The organism is Arcanobacterium haemolyticum DSM 20595 (assembly GCF_000092365.1).
Classification (GTDB): Bacteria; Actinomycetota; Actinomycetes; order Actinomycetales; family Actinomycetaceae; genus Arcanobacterium; species Arcanobacterium haemolyticum.
In genome coordinates this window covers 1,920,345-1,944,368 of sequence record NC_014218.1, presented here as the reverse complement: position 1 = coordinate 1,944,368, position 24,024 = coordinate 1,920,345, and the positions used below count along the sequence as shown (strand labels likewise).

The 24,024-nt window shown below is 55.2% G+C and carries 17 protein-coding genes and 1 tRNA gene; 10 read left to right on the top strand and 8 right to left on the bottom strand.

Translation table 11 applies throughout. The features are described 5' to 3' along the window. The first annotated feature begins 1 nt into the window (after position 1). A complete protein-coding gene (tgt, locus tag ARCH_RS08970) occupies positions 2 to 1,225 on the top strand; it encodes a tRNA guanosine(34) transglycosylase Tgt (protein ID WP_013170949.1) in 1,224 nt (407 codons plus the stop codon). A 49-nt stretch (positions 1,226 to 1,274) separates the two neighbouring features. Here tgt and ARCH_RS08965 read toward each other — a convergent pair whose 3' ends face one another. Beyond that, a complete protein-coding gene (locus tag ARCH_RS08965) occupies positions 1,275 to 2,609 on the bottom strand; it encodes a hypothetical protein (RefSeq protein WP_013170948.1) in 1,335 nt (444 codons plus the stop codon). Between the two features lie 160 nt (positions 2,610 to 2,769). On the opposite strand from ARCH_RS08965, the gene ARCH_RS08960 reads away from it, so the two are divergent. From ARCH_RS08960 to ARCH_RS08945, 3 genes are all read left to right on the top strand, one after another. Beyond that, the gene (locus tag ARCH_RS08960) at positions 2,770 to 3,369 is read left to right on the top strand and encodes a TetR/AcrR family transcriptional regulator (RefSeq protein ID WP_013170947.1); all 600 of its coding nucleotides are present in this window, start codon (positions 2,770 to 2,772) and stop codon (positions 3,367 to 3,369) included. Further along, positions 3,366 to 5,789, top strand: coding sequence for an ATP-dependent helicase HrpB (hrpB, locus tag ARCH_RS08955; RefSeq protein ID WP_013170946.1), 2,424 nt, complete (start codon positions 3,366 to 3,368; stop codon positions 5,787 to 5,789). Before ARCH_RS08960 ends, hrpB begins: the two co-directional genes overlap by 4 nt. A gap of 552 nt (positions 5,790 to 6,341) precedes the next feature. Next, positions 6,342 to 7,498, top strand: a protein-coding gene (locus tag ARCH_RS08945; RefSeq protein WP_389400668.1) for an IS3 family transposase whose coding sequence is annotated in 2 segments (ribosomal slippage) — positions 6,342 to 6,618 and positions 6,618 to 7,498 — 1,158 coding nt in all. Because the reading frame shifts where the segments join, the coding sequence is not laid out codon by codon here. A 119-nt stretch (positions 7,499 to 7,617) separates the two neighbouring features. Here the strand turns inward: ARCH_RS08945 and ARCH_RS10165 are convergent. Both ARCH_RS10165 and ARCH_RS08940 read right to left on the bottom strand, forming a co-directional pair. Further along, positions 7,618 to 7,785, bottom strand: coding sequence for a hypothetical protein (locus ARCH_RS10165; protein ID WP_013170945.1), 168 nt, complete (start codon positions 7,783 to 7,785; stop codon positions 7,618 to 7,620). 261 nt (positions 7,786 to 8,046) lie between these two features. Continuing rightward, the gene (locus tag ARCH_RS08940) at positions 8,047 to 8,271 is read right to left on the bottom strand and encodes a hypothetical protein (RefSeq protein WP_145961598.1); all 225 of its coding nucleotides are present in this window, start codon (positions 8,269 to 8,271) and stop codon (positions 8,047 to 8,049) included. 174 nt (positions 8,272 to 8,445) lie between these two features. Between ARCH_RS08940 and ARCH_RS09500 the strand changes: the two genes are divergently transcribed. Further along, the gene (locus ARCH_RS09500) at positions 8,446 to 9,090 is read left to right on the top strand and encodes an HAD-IA family hydrolase (RefSeq protein ID WP_013170943.1); all 645 of its coding nucleotides are present in this window, start codon (positions 8,446 to 8,448) and stop codon (positions 9,088 to 9,090) included. A 17-nt stretch (positions 9,091 to 9,107) separates the two neighbouring features. Further along, complete coding sequence (gene rlmC, locus ARCH_RS08930) at positions 9,108 to 10,295, top strand: 23S rRNA (uracil(747)-C(5))-methyltransferase RlmC (protein ID WP_013170942.1); 1,188 nt, start codon at positions 9,108 to 9,110, stop codon at positions 10,293 to 10,295. Between the two features lie 496 nt (positions 10,296 to 10,791). Here the strand turns inward: rlmC and ARCH_RS08925 are convergent, their stop codons facing one another. Next, positions 10,792 to 11,613: a type 1 glutamine amidotransferase gene (locus tag ARCH_RS08925; protein WP_013170941.1), complete on the bottom strand. Its 822-nt coding sequence runs from the start codon at positions 11,611 to 11,613 to the stop codon at positions 10,792 to 10,794. Further along, complete coding sequence (locus tag ARCH_RS08920; protein ID WP_041640486.1) at positions 11,610 to 12,971, bottom strand: Mur ligase family protein; 1,362 nt, start codon at positions 12,969 to 12,971, stop codon at positions 11,610 to 11,612. Before ARCH_RS08920 ends, ARCH_RS08925 begins: the two co-directional genes overlap by 4 nt. 227 nt (positions 12,972 to 13,198) lie before the next feature. On the opposite strand from ARCH_RS08920, the gene ARCH_RS10160 reads away from it, so the two are divergent. Together ARCH_RS10160 and ARCH_RS08915 are read left to right on the top strand one after the other, a co-directional pair. Next, the gene (locus ARCH_RS10160; protein ID WP_170121724.1) at positions 13,199 to 13,369 is read left to right on the top strand and encodes a hypothetical protein; all 171 of its coding nucleotides are present in this window, start codon (positions 13,199 to 13,201) and stop codon (positions 13,367 to 13,369) included. A gap of 26 nt (positions 13,370 to 13,395) precedes the next feature. Continuing rightward, on the top strand, positions 13,396 to 14,532 hold the full coding sequence (locus ARCH_RS08915) for a thioester domain-containing protein (protein ID WP_081440811.1): 1,137 nt from the start codon (positions 13,396 to 13,398) through the stop codon (positions 14,530 to 14,532). Positions 14,533 to 14,600: 68 nt separating this feature from the next. On the opposite strand, the gene ARCH_RS08910 is transcribed toward ARCH_RS08915, so the two are convergent. From ARCH_RS08910 to ARCH_RS08900, 3 genes are all read right to left on the bottom strand, one after another. Then, positions 14,601 to 18,260, bottom strand: a complete 3,660-nt coding sequence (locus ARCH_RS08910; protein ID WP_049765869.1) for an endo-alpha-N-acetylgalactosaminidase family protein — start codon at positions 18,258 to 18,260, stop codon at positions 14,601 to 14,603. Between the two features lie 218 nt (positions 18,261 to 18,478). Beyond that, positions 18,479 to 18,551 (bottom strand) — tRNA-Arg (locus tag ARCH_RS08905). A gap of 101 nt (positions 18,552 to 18,652) precedes the next feature. Then, on the bottom strand, positions 18,653 to 20,224 hold the full coding sequence (locus tag ARCH_RS08900; RefSeq protein ID WP_013170938.1) for an SLC13 family permease: 1,572 nt from the start codon (positions 20,222 to 20,224) through the stop codon (positions 18,653 to 18,655). A 487-nt stretch (positions 20,225 to 20,711) separates the two neighbouring features. Here ARCH_RS08900 and ARCH_RS08895 point away from each other — a divergent pair, with 487 nt between their 5' ends. Beyond that, positions 20,712 to 22,094: an MFS transporter gene (locus tag ARCH_RS08895; RefSeq protein WP_013170937.1), complete on the top strand. Its 1,383-nt coding sequence runs from the start codon at positions 20,712 to 20,714 to the stop codon at positions 22,092 to 22,094. A 265-nt stretch (positions 22,095 to 22,359) separates the two neighbouring features. Continuing rightward, entirely contained in the window at positions 22,360 to 24,015 is a 1,656-nt protein-coding gene (locus ARCH_RS08890; RefSeq protein ID WP_041640482.1) for an alpha/beta hydrolase, read from the top strand. Positions 24,016 to 24,024 lie beyond the last annotated feature (9 nt).

The following is a 24,024-nucleotide window of genomic DNA, read 5'->3' as shown; positions in this document are numbered from 1 at the left end:
GATGAGTTTTTCACTTGATACACGGCTAGATGGGCAGCTTGGGCGCACTGGCACGATTCACACCCCGCACGGGGATATTCAGACTCCGGCTTTTATTCCGGTGGCAACGAAGGCCACGGTGAAGTCGGTTCTTCCTGAGACGATGCGGGAAATCGGCGCGCAGGCCCTGTTGTCTAACGCGTACCACCTGTATTTGCAGCCGGGTTCGGACGTAGTGGACGCCGCGGGTGGCGTGGCTGCGTTTGAAAACTGGCACGGCCCAACGTTCACCGATTCCGGCGGTTTCCAGGTGTTGAGCTTGGGTTCTGGGTTCAAGAAGGTGCTTTCTGAAGAGTTCAACGGGAAGGCTCACGTGGACGGCCAAGTGGCCACCAACAAGGAGCGGTTAGCGAACGTGGACGACGACGGCGTGTGGTTCCGTTCCCACCTGAACGGTTCGAAGCATCGTTTCACGCCAGAAGTGTCGATGCGGATCCAGCACGAACTGGGTGCGGATATTATTTTTGCGTTCGACGAACTCACCACCCTGCTTAATTCCCGCGGCTACCAGGAAGAAGCCTTGGAACGTACACGCCTGTGGGCGGAACGGTGTTTGCGAGCACACAAAGAGCTGACCGAAGAGCGTGCAGACAAGCCATACCAGCAGCTTTTTGGTGTGATTCAAGGGGCGCAATACGAAGATTTGCGCCGGAAGGCCGCCCGCGATTTGGGAAGCATGGAAATCGACGGCCAACGGTTCGACGGCTTCGGCGTTGGCGGCGCGTTAGAAAAAGAAAACCTGGGCACAATCGTGCGCTGGGTGAACGAAGAACTTCCTGAAGATCGTGCCCGTCACCTACTGGGAATCTCCGAACCTGACGATCTGTTCGTGGGTGTGGAAAACGGCGTCGATACGTTCGATTGTGTAAACCCATCGCGCGTGGCACGCAACGCCGCGATCTATTCGCCAGACGGGCGCTTCAACGCAAACCGCGCCCAATACAAGCGCGATTTTTCGCCGCTCGTGGAAGGTTGCGAATGCTACACGTGCACGCACTACACGCGCGCCTACATCCACCACCTGTTCAAAGCGAAAGAAATGGTGGTCAATACCCTCACCACCATCCACAACGAACACTTCACCATCAAACTAGTTGATGACATCCGTGCTCACATGAAAGCCGGCACCTACTGGGAATTCAAGGAAGAAACCCTGGGCCGATTCTACGGGACAAAGAACAAGTAGGGGTTAGGGGATCGCCGGTGGCCGGTGATCCCCTAAATACTAGCGAATCTTAGAATTCGCGCGTGCTGGATTCCTGGAGGCGGGCAAGCGTGTCGGCATCCGGGAAACCGGTGATGTTCCAGCGCGGCGGCCAGGCGTCAGGATCGCGTTCGAACCCGGCCGGCCACACATCGCGAGCAACGTGTGAACGTAGCGTAATGTTGATGGCCGGTTCGTTTTCCCACGGGTGTGGGGATTCTTGGCGGGTGAACGTGATCATGTCCGTGTCTGGGATAGATCCGGAGGAATCGCTGGCATCCCACGTGGTGACGCCCACGGATTCGCCTGAGTCAGTTTCCATGATGCGGTAGTCTTTGAGGCTGCCAAAATTGCCCCAGCGGCTCATGATGTCCGTTTGAGCCGAATAGATGGCGCGGCGATGATCCGTGCGTAGGGCGCTGAGTTCGCGGGAAAGTTCATCGCCTGGGAACGGAACCCATTCGCGCCAGCCATCCGCGGCGAGCGTGTGGGGGAGTGGGTAGACCATCGATTCCGTATCGCTTGCGTCGCGTAGTGCTTTGACGACGTCGATCAGGTGCGGATCGTCCGCAAACACAATATAGAACTGTGTGCGTGAGGCGGGGATAAACAGCGGAATATCGCCGGGGCGATCTGCGGTAATGTGCTGGGCGATATTATGCATCATATCTACGTCGCACCACCACGATAACTGGAGGCCCTCCGGCTTCATGAACGCGATAACCTGGGCGCCTCCCACGTTTGCCACACCCATCTCAATCAAGTGACGCTCTTCGCCGGTGTAGGAACGAAGGTGGGAAACGGCGTCGGACATAACTTCGCCAATCTCCCGCATATCTCCGGAAAGCTGCGAATAAAACAACGGAAGGTGGCCTTGGGTGGTTTCGCGTGCCAAGCCAACCGCGATGAAATCCGTGAGTGGCAGGTAGACGATCGAATCTCCGTCGTGGTGGGAACGTAAGAAATATGGCGCGGAATCGACCAGCGGGATCAGACGGGACTGTTCAAGTTCTTGGGCTGAAAGCGGTTCAGGATCTGGGGCCGGAGGCAAAACGTCCGTGCCATGATCGGTGTTGAGGAGGCTCGGATGCGGGGAGGCGACCGGAAGATCCGCGGGGGCAGCCGTGGGGGCCGGTGGTTCTGCTGGCGGGGTTGCCTGGGCAATGCCGATTGTGAGGAGGCGGTTGAGGATATCGGTGCGCGCCGATTCTTCCGCGTCTTCGCGGATAAGTGCGCCTGGCCGGAACCGGAATGATCGCCCATCGGCAAGCAAAATATCCAGCCACTCATCGCTGGCCGAAATCACGGCGTCGTGTAATTCCGGATGAGAAGAAGCTACCTTGTGTGCCCACGTCATAAAATCCATATGTCTATTCTTCCACGAACTTGGGGTATGCCCAAAGGCGCTTTGAGAAAACAACATAAGGCAACGCGGGACTTTGGGAACGCGAGAATAGCGAAAAACAGGGTAACCTTGGATTTGTTCCCTATTTATTTACTTGTGTGATGTCCCGAAAGGAATTGCGGTGCCAAGAATCTCAGCTCCTACAGTTAAAGAGCATCACGATATCGTGTTCGAAAAGCTCATTAACTCAGCCGAAGAAATTCTTCGGTCCCCGGAAAAGCCGTCGTTTACAGCGGGTGCTGTGGCGAAGAAAGCTGGGATTGCTCGTAATTCTATTTATCGTTACGTGCCGTCGGTAGATCACCTCCGCCTATTGGTGTTGGAACGTTACCTTCCTGTGTGGAAGGAGCGTGCAACGGCCGCTATGGAACAGGCTGATTCTTCTGCGGATAGACTGATTGCTTTAGTAGAAGTCAGTATGGAACTAGGTGCGGAAACTGGCCACCAGTGGCTGATTAACGTGCTGAAAGCTACCAAAATGACTCCCGAAGCGTTCGAATCGATGGAAAGCCTGCCGCCGTCGGTAGTGCATTTCCACCGTGAACTGGCAATGATCGTCGTCCAATTGTGGCAAGAAATCGATCCGGCTGGGGCGGCAATGAACGCCCGTATTACGCGCAGCCTGATGGATTGTGGCTTGCGTGCGTTGGATGATGGCCTGGCATTGGAAGACGTTCGCTCCTCTGTGCTAGATGCCGTTCGCTCGCTGATTAAGGCGTGAACTTTTCAGATTTATTAACTGATCCGCCGGCTTTGCCGGTGTGCTCGGTGATCCCTGATATTGCCGAAACAGAAGGAAATGTTGTTATTGCTGCGCCTCCGGGCAGCGGTAAAACCACGATTGTTCCTGCGATTTTTGCGGATCTTTTGCCTGGTTCGAAGGTGATTGTGGTGCAGCCGCGGCGCGTGGCTGCACGCGCCGCCGCGAAGCGGATCGCATCGTTGCTCGGTGAACCTGTGGGGGATCGGATCGGTTTTCGAGTCCGTGGGCAGAGCATGGCCGGGCGGTCGATTGAGATGGTGACGCCTGGCGTCATGTTGCGCATGATTCAGTCCGATCCCGAGCTGTCCGGGGTGGGGTGCGTTATCGTCGACGAAATCCACGAACGCGATCTGGAAACCGATCTGGTGACCGCTTTTGTGTTGGATATTCAGGAATCATTGCGTCCGGATCTTCGCTTGGTTGCGATGTCAGCTACCGTAGCGTTGGAGCAGACCGCCGCGTTGTTGGGTGGCTGTGTGGTGAATGTGCCGGGAGAGATTCATCCGGTTGATATTCACGACATCCCCGGCCCTCAACCGTTGAGCCATACCCGTTCTGGTGCGATTGTGGTGGCGAACGATTTTATTGAGCACGTTGCGCAGGTGGTATTCCGCGCCCGCCGCGAGTGTTCTGGGTCCATTTTGGTTTTCGTTCCGGGCGTTCGTGAGATTTCCGCGGTATCAAGCCGGTTGAGTGGCATGGATATTCCTGTGATGGCGCTGCATGGCCAGTTGGGTTCGCGCGAGCAGGATTGCGTGCTTGAGTATCGCGGGGATCGCGTTATTGTGGCAACCGCGTTGGCCGAGTCCTCATTGACGGTTCCGGGCGTCCGCGTGGTTGTGGATTCTGGGTTGGCTCGCGAATCGCGCGTGGATTCTGGCGTGGGTGGTTTAGTTACGGTTTTTGCGTCGCAAGCATCGATGATTCAGCGTGCCGGGCGCGCGGGCCGCGAGGCTCCCGGCGTTGCGTATCGCTGTATTCCGCTTATTCGCGCGGAAAAGTATGCCTTGCCTGAGATTCGCACCGCCGATTTAACCGATGCCGTGTTGCAGTGTTCCGCGTGGGGCGCGCCGCGCATGAGCGGCTTGCGTTTGCTGGATCCGCCGCATCCGGGCCACCTCGATTTCGCATGCAGCGAGTTGCGTTCCTTGGGTTTGATGAACGACGACGGTGCGGTCACGCCCCTTGGCAGGCGCGCATCGACTTTCCCTTTGGGGGCCCGCGAAGCACGGGCGTTGATTGACGGATGCGACTATGTGGGTGTTTCACGTGGAACGGACATATGTGCCTTTTTGTCTGCGGATATGCGTATCGATAACGCCGATCTTCCAGCAACGATCAGGCGTGGCCGTAACTCGGATATCGAACGCGAAGCACGCCGTTTGAGGAAACTGATAGCCGACGCGGGTGTGAATGTTTCACGTGAAACGGGAACCTGGGCCTTAGACGATGCGGTGGGAATCGTCGTCGGCCTGGCACATCCCCAGTGGATCGCGCGCGCTCGCGGGCAAGGATACGTACTTGCGAACGGGCGCGGGGCAGTGCTGCCAGAAAATTCGCCGCTGGTGGGCGAAGAATGGCTGGCTATCGCAGATCTTGGGCACACTCAAGGCCGATCGGATGCGATGATTTACGCGGCCGCGCCTATTGATGTGGAGACTGCGGTGATGGTAGCGGAACACCTCATCACGGAAACTGTGGAGATCGTGGACGGAGGCGAAATCCGGGGCGTGAATATTCGGCGGTTGGGAGAAATCGAACTGAGTCGTACCGACGTCACACTCTCCCCAACGCAACTGGTAGAAGTTCGAAAAGCTGCCGTTCGTCGTCGAGGGATCACCGGACTCCCGTGGACTGACGCAACTTCCCAGGTCAGGCAACGAATAGCGTTCCTGCATGCGGCATGCGGCGAACCCTGGCCGGACGTCAGTGACGCTGCGCTCGACGCAACCCTAGACGATTGGCTGCTCCCGTTCGTCACCGCACACGGAATCGATCTCCCGGCAGCCCTCAACGCACTCAAGCCCTGGGAAACCGGGCACCTCTTCGACGAACTCGCCCCAGAACGAATCGCCACGCCGCTCGGAACCTCGCGGCTCGACTATTCCAGCGGAAAACCGCGCGCAAACATGCGCATCCAAGAAGCCTTCGGCTGGGAGAAAACCCCGGAAATCTGCGGAATTCGCGTGACGCTCGAACTCCTTTCGCCCGCCCGGCGGCCACTCGCCATCACCGATGACCTAGAATCATTCTGGGCCGGACCCTACCACGGCGTGCGGGCAGATATGCGCGGCCGCTACCCCAAACACCCCTGGCCCGAAGATCCCGCCCACGCACAAGCAACCCGGCGCACGAAAAAGCGCGATGCTGAAAGGTGATTTGTAACCTTCAGTAGGGTATTAAATGGCTTATGTTGAAGAAGCATTGGTGTACGGTCGATCGAGTGGATTAAAAATCCGCTATGTGACGATTTTTCATAAGACCATTTCACAAAAATTCACTTCCACCTTTTTCAAGATATTTACCCGTAGGCTGGAGAAAAACGACAGGATGGCTAAGCAAGGGCATTCTTATTACCCGCCAGGATCTCACAGAAGCTGCAGAACAGCAGTTTGCATTACTTGCTCATCAAAATTATTTACAACACTTACAAGAAAGTGCGTTTACTACACAGTTAGCAGAGCTGTGGGGAGAGATTAATGTTGTCCACTTCCACTGCATAGATTATGGCAAGAACCATTACGTACAGAATTTGTTAACGCACTTACTCTCAAATAACAGGGAGTAACGATCAACTCGCAACTGTTTTGCGTAAAGCTATTAATCCATTCGAATCAAACATGGATCTGGCCCGGGCTGAAAAAACTAGACCATCTGGCTTGAGAGTGTCTTCCGTGACAGCCCCGGTTGGGGCAGGAAGATTGGAGAGCATGAAGAAGTTCTCGAAGCACACACCCGAACAAATCGTGGTGAAGCTCGACAAGGCCAGGTCCTTGAAGGAATCTGGCAGCACCGTGGCAGAGGTTTGCCGTGAGCTTGGCATCAGTGAGGCAACGTATCACCGGTGGCAGAGACAGTACGGCGACATGACTCGCAGTGAAGCACGGCGGTTCAAGGAGCTGCAGGAAGAAAACGAGAAGCTCAAGCGGTTGCTTGGGGAGGCTGAACTCGAAAAGTCGCTGCTTAGGGAGTTAGCAGAGGGAAAATTCTGACCCTGGCACGCAAGTACGAAGCGATTGACCATGCCCTATCGTTGGGGTACTCAGTGCGCTTGGCATGCCGCGTTGTCGGGGTTTCCCGCGGGGCGTACTACAACGCCCGACGCCACACAACCGGGCCTTCTGCCACCGACAAGCACGCCTCGTTGCGTAGCTGGTTGGTGACCTTCGCTGCATCCCATCGTCGCTGGGGCTACCGCCGCGCGTGGGTTAAGGCTCGTGAGGCCGGGTTTGACTGCGGCCGCGATGTCGTGCGCCGCATATGGCGCCAGGAGGGTCTGCGGGTGTTTCCACGCAAGGCTCCCAAGCGGCGGTGTCTGCCCCTATCCACCCCTCGGGTTGAGCCAGCTGCGTGTCCCGGTGATGTGTGGGCATTGGACTTCCAGTTCGACACTGACTACCACGGTAAGACGTTTAAGATCTGCAACGTCATCGATGAGTTCACACGTGAGCACGTGGGATTCGAGGTCGGGCGGTCTATTACCGCCGTGTCAGTCATTGAACTGTTGAGCAATCTTGCTGCCTCCAGAGGTGGCCGTCCGCGAGTGTTGCGCATGGATAACGGCCCTGAGTTCATCAGCCACGAGCTGAACAAGTGGGCAGCCAAGGAGGGCACTGTTGAGGCGTTCATACCACCAGGAAGGCCATGGCACAACGGATTCGTGGAGTCGTTTCACAACCGCCTCCGCGATGAGCTACTCGAAGACGAGATGTTCGACGACCCGGCCCACGCCAGCCACTGCCTCAGGTTGTGGTCAAAGCGCTACAATACGTGTCATCCGCACTCAAGCTTGGGCTTTGTCCCGCCAGCGCAGTACGCCAAACAATGGCACCTAACCCAGGGAGGCCCTCAAGCCGCCCGGTCCTAGATTTCAGCCCGCTCCAGATCCGGTGCGAACAAACCCAAAAAATAAGGAATATATTATCCATCGTCTTAGTGAACGTTTTGAATATTAAGGCCTTTGGAAAAGAGAACCGACTGAACCTTTTATGCCGCGTCGGCGCGTAACCTGTTATATGCGGCCATGCCCAACATGAAAAGCCCGATAACACTCAATAACGCTCCTGTTGAAGCATAGATGAGGCGATTATCCAACACGTCCAAGATAAATAGTGCTTGGGTGTCCTCACCTTCTACGGCCGCTTCCATGAACATTGTTGCGTTATAAAAACTGTTCAATGATGCGATGAGTATTATAACGCCAGCAAAGACACGAAGCGGAATCGGTCAAGAAATTTCTTGATCCTCCGAACGTCACTGTTTCGATGCTAAAACCCTATCATTAGCAGAACAGGGTGATCTTACGAACTTACAAAAAACTCACTTATTTCCGGAGATAGGGTCATATATGAGCCTATCTCCGGGTGTGGGTGAATTTTGCGTAAGAAATCGATAATAGGCGAGCGCGGTGGAGGATTACTTCACCTGCCAGATGCTGAAACCGCATGGAAGTTCAGGCATGAGTTCGCCAGCAACAAGATCGGCTCCTAATAGACTCGTTCCGGTCATGCTAGAAACTAAGGGAGCGTGGGCGGCGCCGGTATCCCGTGGCTTCAATCGGTACTGGCGGTTGCTGGCGAAATCGTGAGTGGCGATGCCGGCGGTCCTGATTATTTCGAGAATAGTGGCAATATTTGCCACTATTCCGGCTATGGTCAGCATTACCGAACCGTAAGTATGTAATCGTGGATAAGTATGTGCATAGAACCGACGCTGAGGTGCTGGTGGGAACCGGACTAGGCGCAGCTAAGCTCTGGTGAGGGCATGCAGAATTGGTAGTAGAGCCCGCCCCACCATCTCGACTACACTAGAACCATGCGCAGATTACTTTTTGATCTTTTCGGTTTGTTTATGAAAGCCCAAAACGAATCCGGCATGGCAGGCATTCACGAAGCGGCCCGGATTCGCGAACTAGGTATTGACCCGCATGAATTCGACCTAGCCTACCGGGAACTGCGCGATCCGTTGGATGCGAACACCCAAGATTTCGAACAATACATGGCCGCAATGGGCGAACGCCTAGGCGCTGATTTCTGTGCCATTCCAGGCCTAGTTGAGGCCACCGAACAAGCCGATGTTGATTCCTGGTCCGCCCACCACCCTGACATGGTTGCCTGGCTAGAACACATGCACCGCGATGGCCAAGCCCCCGCAGTCCTCTCCAACATCCCACGCACACACCTAGGCTGGGTACGCGAAAACAAGCCGTGGATCACCCTGTTCGAACCAGCATTCTTCTCATGCGACCTGGGCCTAGCCAAACCAGACCACGCCATCTACCACCACGCGATCAACCACCTAGGTGGAACCGGCCACGATATTCTGTTCTTCGACGATACGTACGCGAACGTCGTCGGCGCCCGTGAAGCAGGCCTACGTGCCGTCCACTTCACCGGAATCGAACAAGCGCAACGCGACGTCGCCGCATTCCTCGCCGGAGCAGACCTCGGCCGCGAGTAGGAGGTAAAGTTAAGTGCGTGAATAAACCTCAGCACCCACTTTCTCGCGCCGCACACCGTACCCTCCCAGCCACAACCCCCGAAACCGCGGGGCTGCTGGACTGCGATTATTTCACCACCGGCCGCTGCCATTCCTGCACCGACATCACAGTGCCATACCCGGAACAGGTAGCGAAGAAGGTGGCGCGCGCTCGCGAACTGATCCCGGCGCGAGTGTGGGAGGAGCCGTTTATATCGGAGATCGAAGGCTACCGGAATAAGGTCAAGCTGGTTGTGACCGGCACCGCGAACCAGCCGAAACTCGGGATTTTGGGTGCGGGCGGCGGGGTGGATCTGCGCGATTGCCCGCTTCCCAGCACTGGAATCCGCGGCGCGATCCCGTCCATCGCGCGCTTCATCACCGCCTGCGGCCTGGACCCGTATTCGCCTGCCACAGATCATGGCACGCTCAAGTACGTGATTATCACCGAATCGTTCGACGGCGAACTGATGGTCCGCTTCGTCGCCCGCCGCCGTGGCGTGCAAGGGATTTTGTTCAAACGCCGTGCTGAATTGTTGCGCGAGGTACCGAATATTCGCGTCGTTTCGCTGAACGTGCAGCCGGAGCGCAAGGCGATCATCGAAGGTGAGGAAGAAATTCTTATTACCGACCACGGGGTTTTGCCCATGCGCTTAGGCGGCGAACTGACGCTGAATGTGCGCCCGCAATCGTTCTTCCAAACGCAAACCGAATGCGCGGCGCACCTCTACACTACCGCGGCCGAATGGCTTGAGAATGTGGATTCTGCCTGGGATTTGTACTGCGGCGTGGGCGGATTCGCGATGGCGTTGGCTCAGTTGGGGAATGCGAGCAAGGTGATTGGAGTGGAAGTTTCGGAGCAGGCAGTGGAGGCTGCTCGGGTGGCGGCGCGCGATCTTCCAGGTGTGGCTTTTGTGGCCGCTGACGTGAGTGAGTGGATCGCGGAACAGGGTGAGGAAAGGCCGGGGGCCGTTGTTGTTAATCCTCCTCGGCGCGGAATCAGCCCCGAATTGTGTGCGTGGTTGAATGAATCTGGGCCGGACTATGTTTTGTACTCCTCATGCAATGCGGAAACGTTGGCGCGGGACGTGGCGGCCATGCCGGCGTACCGTGTGGAACGCGCGCAAGTAGTTGATATGTTCCCGCATACGAAGCATTTTGAGACGCTTGTGTTGTTGAAACGGTAGGAGCTGGCCGCATAGGTGCGGGTTTTTACGAAAAAATCACCCATTTCCGGAGATAGGCTGATATATGGCCCTATCGCCGCGTGTGGGTGATTTTTTCGTCAGCGCCCTGGTGCCATGGCTAGCATGAGCCCGCCAGTCAACTGATAGAAGGTTAGGTGTGGTGGTAAGTTGGTTAGAAACAGGTGAATCTGGCGGGTGTGCGCCGGCGCCAGAATATCGCCCAGCTGCACAGCAGCCTCATATAGAGAACTGCTGTGCTGTGTGCCGCCGAAATAGCGCCGATAATCGGGAGATTTGGCCGGCCAAACCTGGCAGATTGGGCCGGCCGCGGTGTGGTGGGCTGGGCCGCTAGTGGGTGCGATTGTGATCCTGGGTGGGGTGATTGTTCAGCAAAGAATTCTTTCCAATTTGAAAGGATAGCGACCGGCGATTACTTCTTTATCATTGGGGGAAGTTATAAAGAAGTATAAAATCGACGTCGTTTACGCACGTTTTGTCAGGAAATAAATGCTTCGCGTTCGGTCCGAAGTTCGGCAATGCTTGGCACGTGAACCGGGGCAAGATCCTTCACATCCACGCCAATTGCCAAAGCTAGCAACATATCAGCGAACTGTGGATTGCGCGCCAAAACTGGCCCATGCATATAGGTGGCGAAAATAGAACCTTGCACAATGCCGTCGGTAGGCTTCCCATCAAACAACGTGACGTAACCTTCCGGGGTGGCCTCAGGAATCGCGGACGGATCTGGGGTGCGCGTATCGTTGGTTTGAGCGGGGGCTTTGCCGGGAACGCCGTTGCCAGTGCCGTACGTGACGTACCCCAGAGGGGCCGCATCCGGGCCCAACGCGGTGGCGCCGCCATGGTTTTCAAAACCATACAGTGTGTCCGTGACGCCGTGAGCCGCCAGTGCAGGCGCCGGAGCAGTGCGAAGTTCGCCGATCGCGCGCAGGCCTTGAGGGAGAGTGATCACGTCAAGCAGGCCGGCGCCCGGCGTGCGCATCCCACGAGCGTCCGTATACCATGTGCCCAAAACTTGCAAGGCGGCACAGATGCCGAGCACGGGCCGGCCGGAGGCCACTGCCCGTGCGAGCCCCTGATCAGCAGCCAGCTTACGTGCAGCAATCGTTTGAGCAATGTCTTCGCCGCCACCTAACGTGTAAATATCTAATGATTCTGGGATCGAATCGTGGATGCCGACGTGGACGATTTCGGCGTCGATCCCGCGCGCCCGCGCTCTGTACGCCAAAATATCAGCGTTACCCGAATCCCCATACGTTCCAAGAACCTCAGGAAGAAGAATCCCAATCCGAAGAGTCATAGTGTGTAGCCTCGTTTCAGCAGCTCAGCGCGAGTATCGCGGAAAGACGTGTAGTTCAATAAAACATCCACATCTCCAGTTGGTGTTTGTAGCAATGCTTCCACCGGATCTGTAACGAAATGCGTATCAATACCCGCGTAGTGCAAGCGAACATCCAGGTCAGCGCCGCGTTCGCCGCACGCCCATACATTTCGCCCCGCAAGCCGCGAAAAATCGACATCCCACAGCCATGACAAATCCACGCCGTCAGGAATCTGGCCATTGATTCCGACGACGATCGTGGCTCCCGGACGCAGCATAGTCAACGACTCTTGCCAACCAGCCGGATTTTTTGCCAACAACAACCGCACCCTGCGCCCATCGATATCCATATTCGCATAGCGGCCAGCCACAGACTCCACAGCCGCAATCCCGCGCGCAGCATCCTCTGGAGTAACACCCAAGCTCACAGCTGCAGCCAATGCTTGGCATGCATTCGAACGATTCGCGCGCCCTGGAAGTTGAATATCAACTGGCGTATCCCCGTGTGGCCCATGAACAACCATCTGGCTACCCGGCTGGAAAGATTCGGCGTTACTAGACCACGCCCACAAAGGCGTAGGCCTCGAAAAATCCGACTCCTGGGTGGCGGGCGCTTCCAGCGGAACCGCCCGCCACCACACGTCAGCATCCGAACCCGATGCACGCGGCACGGACGAATCACGGGAAGCGGCAGGGGCGGAGTCGTTATACACAATAATCCCGCCAGTACGCGGTGCTGTCAGAGAATCCCCAGACCATCCGCGGCCCGCAGCAACCCACACCGGCCGGTGCGAATCCCACGCTGCCGATGTCATCAACGGATCGTCCACATTCGCAATCACTGCCGCGTCCGGAAATTCCGCCACAGCACCCCGTAGCCGGCCTTCAATCGTGGAAATCTCACCCACACGATCTAGCTGGTCACGGCTCAAATTCAAGAAAACAAAAGCATCTGGCGATACGTTGTGAGCCACCCGTGGAACCCACATTTCATCCACCTCAAGCACCGCTACATCCGCGTGCGGATCCTCCATCACTGCCGCCAGAACGCCCGGCAACATATTGTCCCCGCCGCGATTCGTAGCCACCCGCAGCCCTCCAGCCGCGCAGGCCTCCGCAATCATGCGTGTAGTTGTGGACTTGCCATTCGTGCCAGTCACAATCACTACCTTCATGTTGCGCGTCAAATCCCGCAACAATGATGGGCTCAATCGTGATGCTACCCGGCCGCCAATCATTCCGCCCGATCCGCGGCCAAGTAGGCGGGAAGTTTGGGCGGCTAGGCGCCCCGCAATGATACTGAAATTATTTCGCATCCCAAGGTGTGAATGTGCCATGCGGATCATTCTACCGCGAACATAAAGCTGGAAGACAAACTGTAGTAGGCCTGAGATAGGGTGGCGAATACTCACCATGGTATTAATGGGCTATTGACAACTTTCTTGATTTTTTTCAGGTTCATACTTTATGGTGTAAAAGTTTTCATGAAATGCTAGCGAAGAGGGCTTTGTGTTTCATATATGAAACACCTCAGAAAGATTTCTTAATAGTTAAAAGGAGAGGTATGTCTTCTCATTCGCGCACTAGGCGTATTCTTGCCACGCTGAGCGCCATCGCATTCGCGTTTGTTCCAAGTACCCTTGCCAATGCTGCTGAAAACAAGCCGGCGATTCCTAAGGTTCAGTATCAAATTGAACGGTCAGACGGAGACGATCTGGGTATTACCTTCCGCTGAAATCTGGCACCAGTGGTCATAATCGAATGCGTCCTGTAACCCCACAGTTATTCCGAGTTAATTCTACCGGAGCGACCGCAGCAGAATATCGCGCTTACTGTATCGAGTTCTTTGTGTCTGCGATCAAGGGGAAGTATGCGATTCCTGAAGATTGGACAACTTTCAAGGCAAAGAATCGCTTTAAGAACGACGACGTTCGGCAAAAGATCGCGTGGATCATTCAGCATTCTTACCCAGCGATGACGCTGGATAAGTTGATGGAAGAAACACAGCTGACTGAGGTGGATGCGCGTCAGGCGATCTCCGCAACTCAGGCGGCTATCTGGCATCTTACTGATGGGATAGAGTTCAACTTCCGCGGAGCCTATGCATATAACCAATGGCAAGGAAAGCCTGTTGTAGTAGAAGGATCTGTTGCTGCAAATATGGAGAAGCTCTATAGCTACCTCCTTTCCTCGTCAAACACGGGCCTTACTGAAGAACAGATCCGCCCTGAATTCACATTGTCATCACACACGGTGGGCTTTACTGCGGGGAGCCTGGTTGGGCCGATCAAGCTCACAACTAGCGTCACTCCACAAAAGATTGACGTATCTGACGGTTTAAAGCTGACAGATAAAGAAGGTAAAGAAATCACTGTTGAGCGCATTGCGAAGGGTGAAGAGTTTTATGTTGACGCACGCCAAAAGACTGGCAACGGAAGCGTTGATATCAAGGCTACATTTGCAGCCAAACCAACCTACAGCGGAACGATCCTCAGCCCGTTCCAGTATGGGCGCCGCGGCCAGTCAGTGATCCTCATTGAAGAGAAGTCCAACAATGAAACGGCTGGAATTTCGGCATCGTGGGAAGGTGGCAAGTCTGAGACAATCACTGAACGAGGTGAGATAGTCGATATTGTTGAAGACACCGCTCCACCGGTAAAGGGCCGCGCTGATGTTGTTGAGACAACTGAAGATACGAAGCCAACTCCAGGAAAGAACACTGGTAAGACGGAAGAAAAGAAGCCTCAGGTCAAGCATGGAAAGCCGAAGGCCTCGGCGGTCAGTCCAGCATTGGCAAAGTCGGGTGTTAACAACGCGCTTGCTATCGCGTTCTTTGCGGGTGGAGTCTTGACTCTTGGAGCAATTTTGTTGCTTGTACGCAAATACATGAAACGATAAGTAAATCGTAAGCCAATGAAAAATGCGGGATTCGCCTACGAATCCCGCATTTTTTAAACCGCCGCTAGTCAGCTGAATTTGCGACGCCGTAGGAGGATTCCTCCACACACCAATGTTCCTGTGAGTGCGATAGCGAATCCAAGGCTCACACCAGTTTTGCTCAGTTCACTAGCTTTCACTTTGCCTGCATGATTGTGGTTTCCTGCTTGGGATGAGCCACCGCTGGTGCCACCATCAGATCCACCAGGGCCTTTGCCAGCCTCGCCGGCTCCGTCTGAATCCTTGGCAGCAACTCCTAGGTCTTCTACCCGGAAGTTGTCGATTGTAAGGTCAACGCCCCATGCTTCAGCGATTTTTTCGAAGCCCACCCAGTAAACCCCGTCTTTATCGGCGGTGAATTCTAGAATGAGTTTTTGGGTTCCTGGCCCGCCAACGCCGGTGCCGCGTGCTTCTTCTACCGGGATGGTCTGGACTTTTTCGCTTACCGGCTGGCCGTCTTTCACGGTGTCAAAACCGAGGATGAGGTTGTGCATTCCGGCGTAGGAGTTTTGATAGTCCATGGATACGCGGTACTTGTGCCCGTGGGCGAACGGGACGGATGCTTCAGTTGTGCGGAGGAAAACGCCTTCATTTTCTTCGTGCGCCAGCACAGACCAGTTTCCGCTGAGCACGTTGTCGCTCAACTTCCCCTTTTTCACGATGGTGCCTTTCAGATCCCGGCCGTACCATCCAGAATCTGAATATGGGGAGTGCTTCACGGCCATTTGTGTGCGTGCATCGCCATATTGCGCCTGGTCAGAGCCTGTTGTGAACGGCCAGTAGCTGGAGTCTACGTGTTCGAAATCCTCGAAGATCACGGTTTCTGGAGTGCTTGCGGCATCTTTCGGGGCGGTGAACGATACGATGCGAAGATCGTCGATACTGACCTTTGCGTCCCCAGCTCCGGCTGCGATCGTGAAGGTGACCGGTTCGCCATCGCTATGGAACGTGACGCGGGCACGCTGGAAGTACGTCTTCAGCTTTTCGTCGGAGGCGGTGCCGTTTTGTGCGGTGCTCATGGTGAGGCGCGTGGTTGGCACGCCGTTCGCAACCGGTTGGCTTCCGGCAGCCGTGACGCCCTTTCCAGTCACGCTCAGCGCAACCGGACGTTTCTTCCCAGGTTCGATTTCAATCCAGGCCCACACGGAGTAGTCGCCCTGCGGGAGTTTGGTGAGGGTTTGGGATATCGACGCCGCACCCGGCCCGCGTAGTTCAGCCTGGCGGTTTCCGCGATCCGTTGTGACGATTCCGGCCTGGCCGGTTACCGTGTAGTGCTTGGTGAGATCGCCGGAGAAGAATCCAGGATCAGAAATGAAGCTTCCTGCACCCCAGTTCGGATCGGTTTTTCGTGGCGCCGCGTTCGGGTAGAGAACGTATGGAGTGTGAGGTTCCGTTGTGAGGGTTACTGTTCCGCCCACGTTCGGCACGGTGTGTGGTTCAGTTCGCCCGTCGTCGCCTAGACGATAGAGAGTGAACGACGGCGTTGCGGCGAATGTTCCCGTCAACTTCCATGTGGAGGTACCACCGGCCGGGTTGTAATGGTAGAGCTTTGAACCGGAATCGGTTTCAGTACCAACGCCATCGGTGGCGTTCCATGGGAGAAGGTAGGCGCCGTTGTTGTACACGGTTTGGCCGGCGTAGGTGATCGTGCGCTGATCGTAGATCGGGTTGTTCTTCTTCGAGTCCGCTTCGCGATACTTGTTGCCCTTTTCGTCGGTCTTCCACACAAACTCATTGGTTGTTGGAACCTTCGTGGTCACAACCGTTCCGTTCGTAAACGTGGCTGAGCCTTCCTTGCCATCCTTCGGCTGAGCGTAGGTGAGAAGATCGGACTGCTGTAAGAACTTCACAGGAAGATTGCGCTGCCAAATGTTGGCAATGAACGGGTTGTAATCGTACTTACCCTGCCAGCCTTCGAACTCCTCCAAGTTCGTGTTCATCAGCAAAGAATCAGGGTTCCACGTATCGCGCCACGAGTTTTCAATAAACCGAACAAGCATCGAATTAATGCCCTTGAGGCTACCGTAGCCATGGCTCAAACCGTACCGTTCTTCGGTAGCCCAATGGCTCCACCGTGAATTGTCGGCCATCGAATGGGCCCATTCAGAACCAACCTGCCAGCCTTGCTTATTCATCTCATCAGAAAGGCGCTTGCCCATCCAGCCATAGCGGCGGTAAACGTCGAAATACAGCCAATCGAGCTGGTCGCTTACGTCGTCGGCAGTAAAACCATCCACGGCCTTCTTGCCGGAAAGTTCGTCACGGAAATTCTGGAAACGGTTCAGAACCTTGCCGGTAGTCAAATCTTCCACAGAATTCATTGCGTAGGATTGATTCATCCAGCCCCACTGCGGATTATGAGGGTTAATCGTGCACGAGTTTTCGTAATTTGCGCCAGTTCCCTTGGTGCCGTGTTCGCCGTCGTCCATACACTGCGCCTCAGAATATGTTTCCGTCACGTTCACGTGAACACCATACTTAGCGTTGAAATCACGCGAATCCTTCAACAGCGTTACCAAATCTTTGAACCCACCAGCGCGATCGTTGTAGTGACTTCCATAATCACCGTGCGCCGAATCGTGACCCTCCGCCTGGTAACCCTTCAACAAAACAAGCTGACCAAGATTATCGGTAGCAAGCGAAATCCTCTTCGTATCGTCAAGCGTACGCAAGAACGGGTGCGTTGCCTGCGAAACAATATTGAACGGAATTCGCTGAACAACCTGCTTCTTCGTCTCAGTGAAACCACGCGGGAGTCCCTTAGCAACCATCAACTCGCGGGTAGCAATCGCAGAATCCTGCCAATCTACCGCGCCGGAATTGTTGATATCCCCAACTAGGCGCACGTCTGCAAACGGCAACGGTTCCTGGCCGATCTTGTTCGCACCGCGGGCCTCACGCCCGAAAATCACCCATTCACCTGGGGAAATCGATGCGGTTGCTGTGCCGTCTGGGGCCGTGTGTACCGCGCCAAGCCAACGGTGGTTGACGTCCTTGCTATCCGGCTTCTGCTTCCACTCTTTATCGGGGACTTCTTCATCTCCAATCGCATTCGAATACAATCCGGCGGCCAGCGCCGAATCGCTGGCCGCCGCGAACCAGCCATTGGCGGCGGTTGTGTCCTTATTAGAAAAATCGATCACCGTATCGCCGATGGCCCGGTTCGATTTATTTGTGCCAAAACGTAATTCGCCCTTGTTGGCGGCCGATACCGTTACAAGATTGAGGCGTGGAATCTGGAGGCGATCAATGCGGCCTTCAGGATCATCAATGGCTGAAATCTCCCAGTGGAGTGTACCCTTGCTCAGTGAAATTGTGGCGGTGAGGTGGGCTTTCAGGGAAGGAATGGCGATTCGGTAGGTGGCCGAATCGTTCGTCACCTGAGGCGCTTCAACCGTCACTTTCTGCTCTTTGCCATTAACAAGAACAGATGAGATAGCATCCCCACTGTGGCCCAAGATCGTGCGATCACCCAATGAATAGGCGATCACCTGCGGAAAGTGTGGATGGAGAGTGGCCGTGATCGTTCCGTCCGAAATCTTAAACGAATCTTTGATCTGCGGGATACTAGGCGCAGTCCAATCCGTTGTGGCTTCGGGCTGTGCGTCGTCTGCATGCGCAACCACAGGAATTGCCATGCCAGCTAGAGCAACTGCGGCACTCAACCCTCCAATTAATTTAGTCTTCATAGTTCCCCTTTGAATCTGAGACATGAATGGTGCTCCCCAAAAAACCAGCCTTTTGACGTAAAATTCACCCACAGCCGGTGATAGGCCCATATAGAGACCTATCTCCGGAAATAAGTGAGTTTTTCGTTAGCGCTTAATAAGCTAAGGGCAGCTAGGATCGAGTTTATCCCAAAATAACAAATCGACCCAGCGGGATAATTCACCACTGGGCCGAGAAGCGCGCCCGGAGGGACTCGAACCCCCAACCTTCTGATCCGTAGTCAGACGCTCTATCCGTTGAGCTACGGGCGCATTTTGTTTTGCTGTTCCTTGGAACGTCCTCTAGCTTACAACGATTTTCACCCAGATGCTAACTAGAAAACGTGGCGTAGGAAACATTTCGATCCTGCTGTTTAGTATCCGAGCACCAGCGGCCCCACCCACACGCTGAACACGGTAATGAAGGCGATACCGATGAGGTTGAGCCAGATGCCCACGCGCACCATTTGCCGAATCGAAATGGCCCCAGATCCGTAGGCGATCGCGTTCGGTGGCGTGGCCACCGGCAGCATGAAGGCGCACGTAGCCGCAAGCGCCACAGGGATCACTAGCGCTTCCACGGGCACGCCGATCCCTACGGCCACAGCCCCGATGATCGGCAAGAAGGCGGCGGCGGTGGCGGTATTGGAGGTCATTTCGGTCAGGAAGATGATTAGCCCGGCCACGAGCACAATAATCAGGATCATAGGCAGTCCGGCCAGCCCGCGTGCCTGGTCTCCGATCCATAGTGACAGCCCGGAGCTCCCGAACGCGGCTGAAAGCGAGAGTCCGCCGCCGAGCAGCAACAGCACGTCCCATGGGATGTCCTTGGCGGTGTCCCAATCGAGCAGTGCGATGCCTTGGGTTGGTTTGGCTGGGGTGATAAAGAGGATGAGCGCAATGATCATGGCGATCCCGGAATCGTTGATGGGCGCCTCAGGCCACACAACGGGGAGGAAGATCCAGGCCAGCGCCCCGCCGGTGAAGATGATTGCCACCATGTATTCCTGAACCGTCATGCGGCCCATTGCTTTGAGTTCTCGTTGGATGACCGTTTTTCCGCCTGGCAGTTCATTGATTTCTGGTTTGTAGATGCGGACGAGTACTGCCCAGGTGACGAGTAGGAATGCCCAAGCCATGGGGGCTGCGAAGAGCATCCACTTTCCGAAGCTGAGTGTGATTCCGTGGGTTTCTTGAAGGTAGGCGCGGAGGAGGACATTTGGTGGGGTTCCGATGAGCGTTGAGAGGGAGGCGATGGAGGCTGAGTAGGCGATGCCGAGCATGAGTGCGGTGGAGAAGTTGGAGAGTTTGGGTCGGGTTTCGCCCGTGCTTCCGCTCGCGTCGTCTTCGCTCACGTCGCCTACGGTGTGGAGGATGGAGAGTCCGATGGGGAGCATCATGACTGCGGTTGCGGTGTTTGATACCCACATTGAGAGGAATCCGGTGGCTACCATGAAGCCGAGTATGAGCCGCTTGGGTTGCGTTCCTACGATAAGTACGGTGACAAGGGCGATTCGCCGTTGGAGGTTCCAGCGTTGCATTGCGAGCGCGAGGAAGAATCCGCCCATGAAGAGGAAGATTGTGTCGGATGCGTAGGGGGCTGCGGCTTCTTTAATGGGGACGACGCCGAATGCGGGGAGCGCGATAAGTGGGACAAGTGCGGTGGCTGGGAGTGGGATCGCCTCGGTCATCCACCAGACGCCCATGAGGACGGCGATTGCGGCGGTGATTGCGATTTGGTGGCGAGTGACAGTCATGTCTTTCGCTGCGAATGTTTCGCGAAGCTGGTCGGAGATGGTGTCGGGGAAAATCATGTAGATGATCGCGGCGATCAAGATTCCGCCGACTACTGGCAGGAAGTGCCGAATGAGGGCGTTTCCTTGTTCAGGGAGGGCTTGCGATCCGCGTGATATTGCTGTGCTTTCGTGGGTGACGGGGGCGCGCATGGTGTCTCCTGTAGGGTTTAGCCGGCGGTCATAGTCTTACTGTAGCCCACGACATAGGACTTTAGTGCTAGGTTGATGTTTTTAGTGGAAAACCTAAGTACGCTTTTGGCGTACAAAATCCCTTTTGTTGCGCATCGTTACCCAGAAACTTTCAGGTTGGTGTGCAACCATTGGCATATTCGTGGCAGGAGTCAACGGGGATCAGTGAGGATCAATGGGGCAGAAGAAGAGAACAAGGTATGCGCATTGGTCCAGCGATCGTGGGCTACGGTGAAACGGTCCCCGCCTCAAACCTGATTGCTTGTGTGATGGTTTAGAAATTAGTTTCGCGGTGCGCCCGGAACGGATCTTCCTCTATTTACGTATTTACGGCTTTGCTTGGAAAGGTCACGCTGAGTAACAGAACGTTACAGATTGTCACTCCTGCTGGAATGTCCCGAAAAGCTTTTAATAGGCTGAAGGCGTCGGTTGTACAAAGGAGTATATTGTGTCTGAAAAAGTACCGTCACCGGGAATTGATTTTGATCGGATTGAATTAGATCCGTTGGAAGATGACGCGTCGGAAAAGGCTTACGCACAGCGTTTCGAAAAGGCTGATCCGGGCACGTTCGCAAAGTATATGAAGCGTCGCTGGGTTGTTTTCGCGGTGGCCTATTTTGGCTACGTGTGTGCCTACTTGGTTCGCAACAATTTCAAGCTTCAAAGTGAGGCCATTCGTTTGGAAAATGGCTGGGAGCTCACCAGTATTGGCTTTATTCTTACCGCATTCACGCTCACGTATGGTTTTGCGAAGTTCTTCATGGGCATTCTGTCTGACCGCGTCAGCCTCCGCCGCATTTTCGCCGGCTGCTTGGGTGGTTCTGCTCTGGTGTGTATTGCGATGGCGTATGTTCACAACTTTTGGCTCCTCTTTGTACTGATGCTGATTTTAGGTACGTTGCAGGGTGCGCTGGCCCCGTCGTCGATGGCGATGATCGCAAACTGGTATCCGAATCGTTCGCGTGGTTCGGGTATCGCAATCTGGAACACGTCGCAAAACTTGGGTGGTGCGGGACTTCCGTTGATTCTGACGTGGATCGCAACGCTTGGTGGTGCTGGAAACACGGCCGCTGGTTTCTTGATTCCGGGTGTTCTTGTGGTGGCGTTGAGCCTGGTGTTCTGGAAGTTTGGTGGCGATCGTCCGGAAGACGAGCACATGCCGCGTTTGAACAAAATTTATGGCCCATACGGCGAACCGGATGTGGAGGAAGTTCCAGATGAAGGTTACGCAAAGACGTTCTGGCGTTTCGTTCTCACATCGCCTGTTGTGTTGATCGTGGCGTTGATTAACGCGATTTTGTACTTCTTGCGTTTCGGTATTTTGAATTGGATGCCAGCGTTTTTGGGTACGGAGATGGGCTTTACTGAGGCTCAGTATTTGACCGCGTTCTCCGTGCTGGAATGGGTAGCTATTCCGGGATGTTTCTTCTTCGCGTGGGTTGCGATTAAGGCGCCGAATCGGCAGTCGATTGTTGGGTCGGTTGGTTTGATCTCGTTGGCTGGCTTGGTCTGGGTTTACATGGGCAACACGTCGTACCCGGTTCTGTTGGTTATTTCGGGCTTGATGGGTGCGTTGATTTATGGTCCTCAGTTGATCGTGAACATCATGACCTTGAACGTGGTTCCGTTGAAGGCTGCGGGTGCCGCCGTTGGGTTTGTTGGCTTGTTTGGTTACATTGTGGGTGAGATGGCTGCGAACCTGATTATGCCTATTCTTGCGGATAAGCTTTCGTGGAACGCTAGCTTCTTTGTGCTGTTCGCCTTGTCGCTGCTTGGTGGTGCGTTGTATCTGTTGATTTCGCGTTACGAAAAGAAGATTGTGAAGGCGTAACGTTTCGTTTTTCACCAGTCGGCGCATCCTAAGGGTGCGCCGATTTTGTGATGGAGGGTGGTGTTAGGTTGGCAGGTATGGAAAGAGCAGTGTGGGGTTGGGGCCAGCAGATGTGGCGACGGCGGTGCGGGTAGTCACGTCCGGTGCTCCTGTTGCGTCTGGGGCATGTTCGATTCATCGGTAGTGGACGGATCTTGCAAATTCTATAGATACCCTAGTGTGGTTGATGTACCCTAGGGTTATTAAGCGTAGTAAAGGGGCTACCGTGAAACTTTCGTATTCTCAATCGGGCACACAAGTGATTGGAACGATTGTTGCGTTCCATGGTGTTACGGATAATGCTGCGTCGCTTGCTGATCTGGCAAATCATTATGGGCACGAATGGCGTGTGGTGTTGGTGGATTCGCTGGGGCATGGGTTATCTGAACATTTCACGGAAGAAGAATTAGCTGATCCTTACCGTGCCGCATATCGGGCTGCGGAAACCGTGACGGAACATATTGCAGCCTCAGCTGTGGGAGGCAAGGTTGCGCTGATCGGGCATTCGATGGGTGGTGCTATCGCGGCAGAATTGGCCGCTTCGCATCCAGAATATGTGGAAGCCGCTGTGCTGGAAGATCCTGCTCTTCTTACCCCGGAGTTAGATCGAATGTACCGGGGTGATGCGCCAAACTTGGTGGCTGGCCAGCAACGGGTTCGCGCTTTGGTAGGAGAAGCGATCATTGATCTGCAATCCACTTACAAGAATTGGTCCCCGCAAGAATACGCCGGATGGGCGCAAGGGAAAACCCAGGTAGATCTCGCGTTCGCGGCCACGGGAGTAGTCGGCACAACCGATGTGAGCCTACTGGATCAAATCACGGTTCCAACGGTTCTTTTGAGCGGCGATGGGGCTGATGTTCTTTTTGATGATGAACGCTTTGCTGCCATCACCAACCCGCACGTTGAAGCCATTCGAGTGCCCAACGCAACCCATACGGTTCGCCGTGATCAATCAGAGGTTTTCTACCGAGTAGTCGATCAGTTCTTAGAACGTATCGTGGCACAACGTCGCATTGTAGAACCGTTTATTCGGCCAGATATGCGTGAGGTTATCGCCACCGCTCCGCCACAAGATACGTGGGATATTACGGGTATCAGAGAACGCACGGCCCAAACTTTACTAGACATAATAACGGAACCAGATACCACCACCATCAAACTCACCCACTGCGAAGCGCGAGTAATTGGGGATAACGTGAGCCCCGGCGTCGTCGTCCTTTCTCTCCACGGTGGCGGATACGTGGCCGGGCACCCAAGTTTTGACGACGATCGCCACCGCGATTTAGCGCGTGACTTGGGAGCGGTGATAGTCTCGCCGGATTACCGGCTCGCGCCGGAACATGCCTACCCGGCAGCGGTAGATGACGCACTCGAAACGTTGATCTACTGCGCGAAAACCTGGCCTGACGCGGATATTGTGGTGTATGGCGATTCGGCGGGAAGTGGGATCGGTGCGCAACTCTTCGCCGCGAATATACCGGAAGATGTGCGGGCGCGTGTGCGATGTTTCGTGGCTCTCGAACCGTGCCTCAAACCAGGAATGGCAACCGAATCGTGGAACACGTTCCGTGACGGGCCGGTGTGGCACGCGGAAGCGTCGCGGCACGCGTGGGCACACTACTTACGCGAAGGACGGCCGTACCATGTGGCTGAACCAGCCCACATGCCGCCCACGCTCGTGATCGTCAACTCGGTAGATCCACTCCGGGACGAAGCAATCGACTGGGCGCGAACCCTCGTGGATGGGGGCGTGCACACCGAACTCCACATGATCGCCGGATCCGTTCACGGCGGGCTCTCTATTCCAGGCAGCGCAGTCTGGAAACAAAACCGCCACCTCATCTCCACATTCTGTGCGGACGTAGCACAACCACAATAAGCACACTCT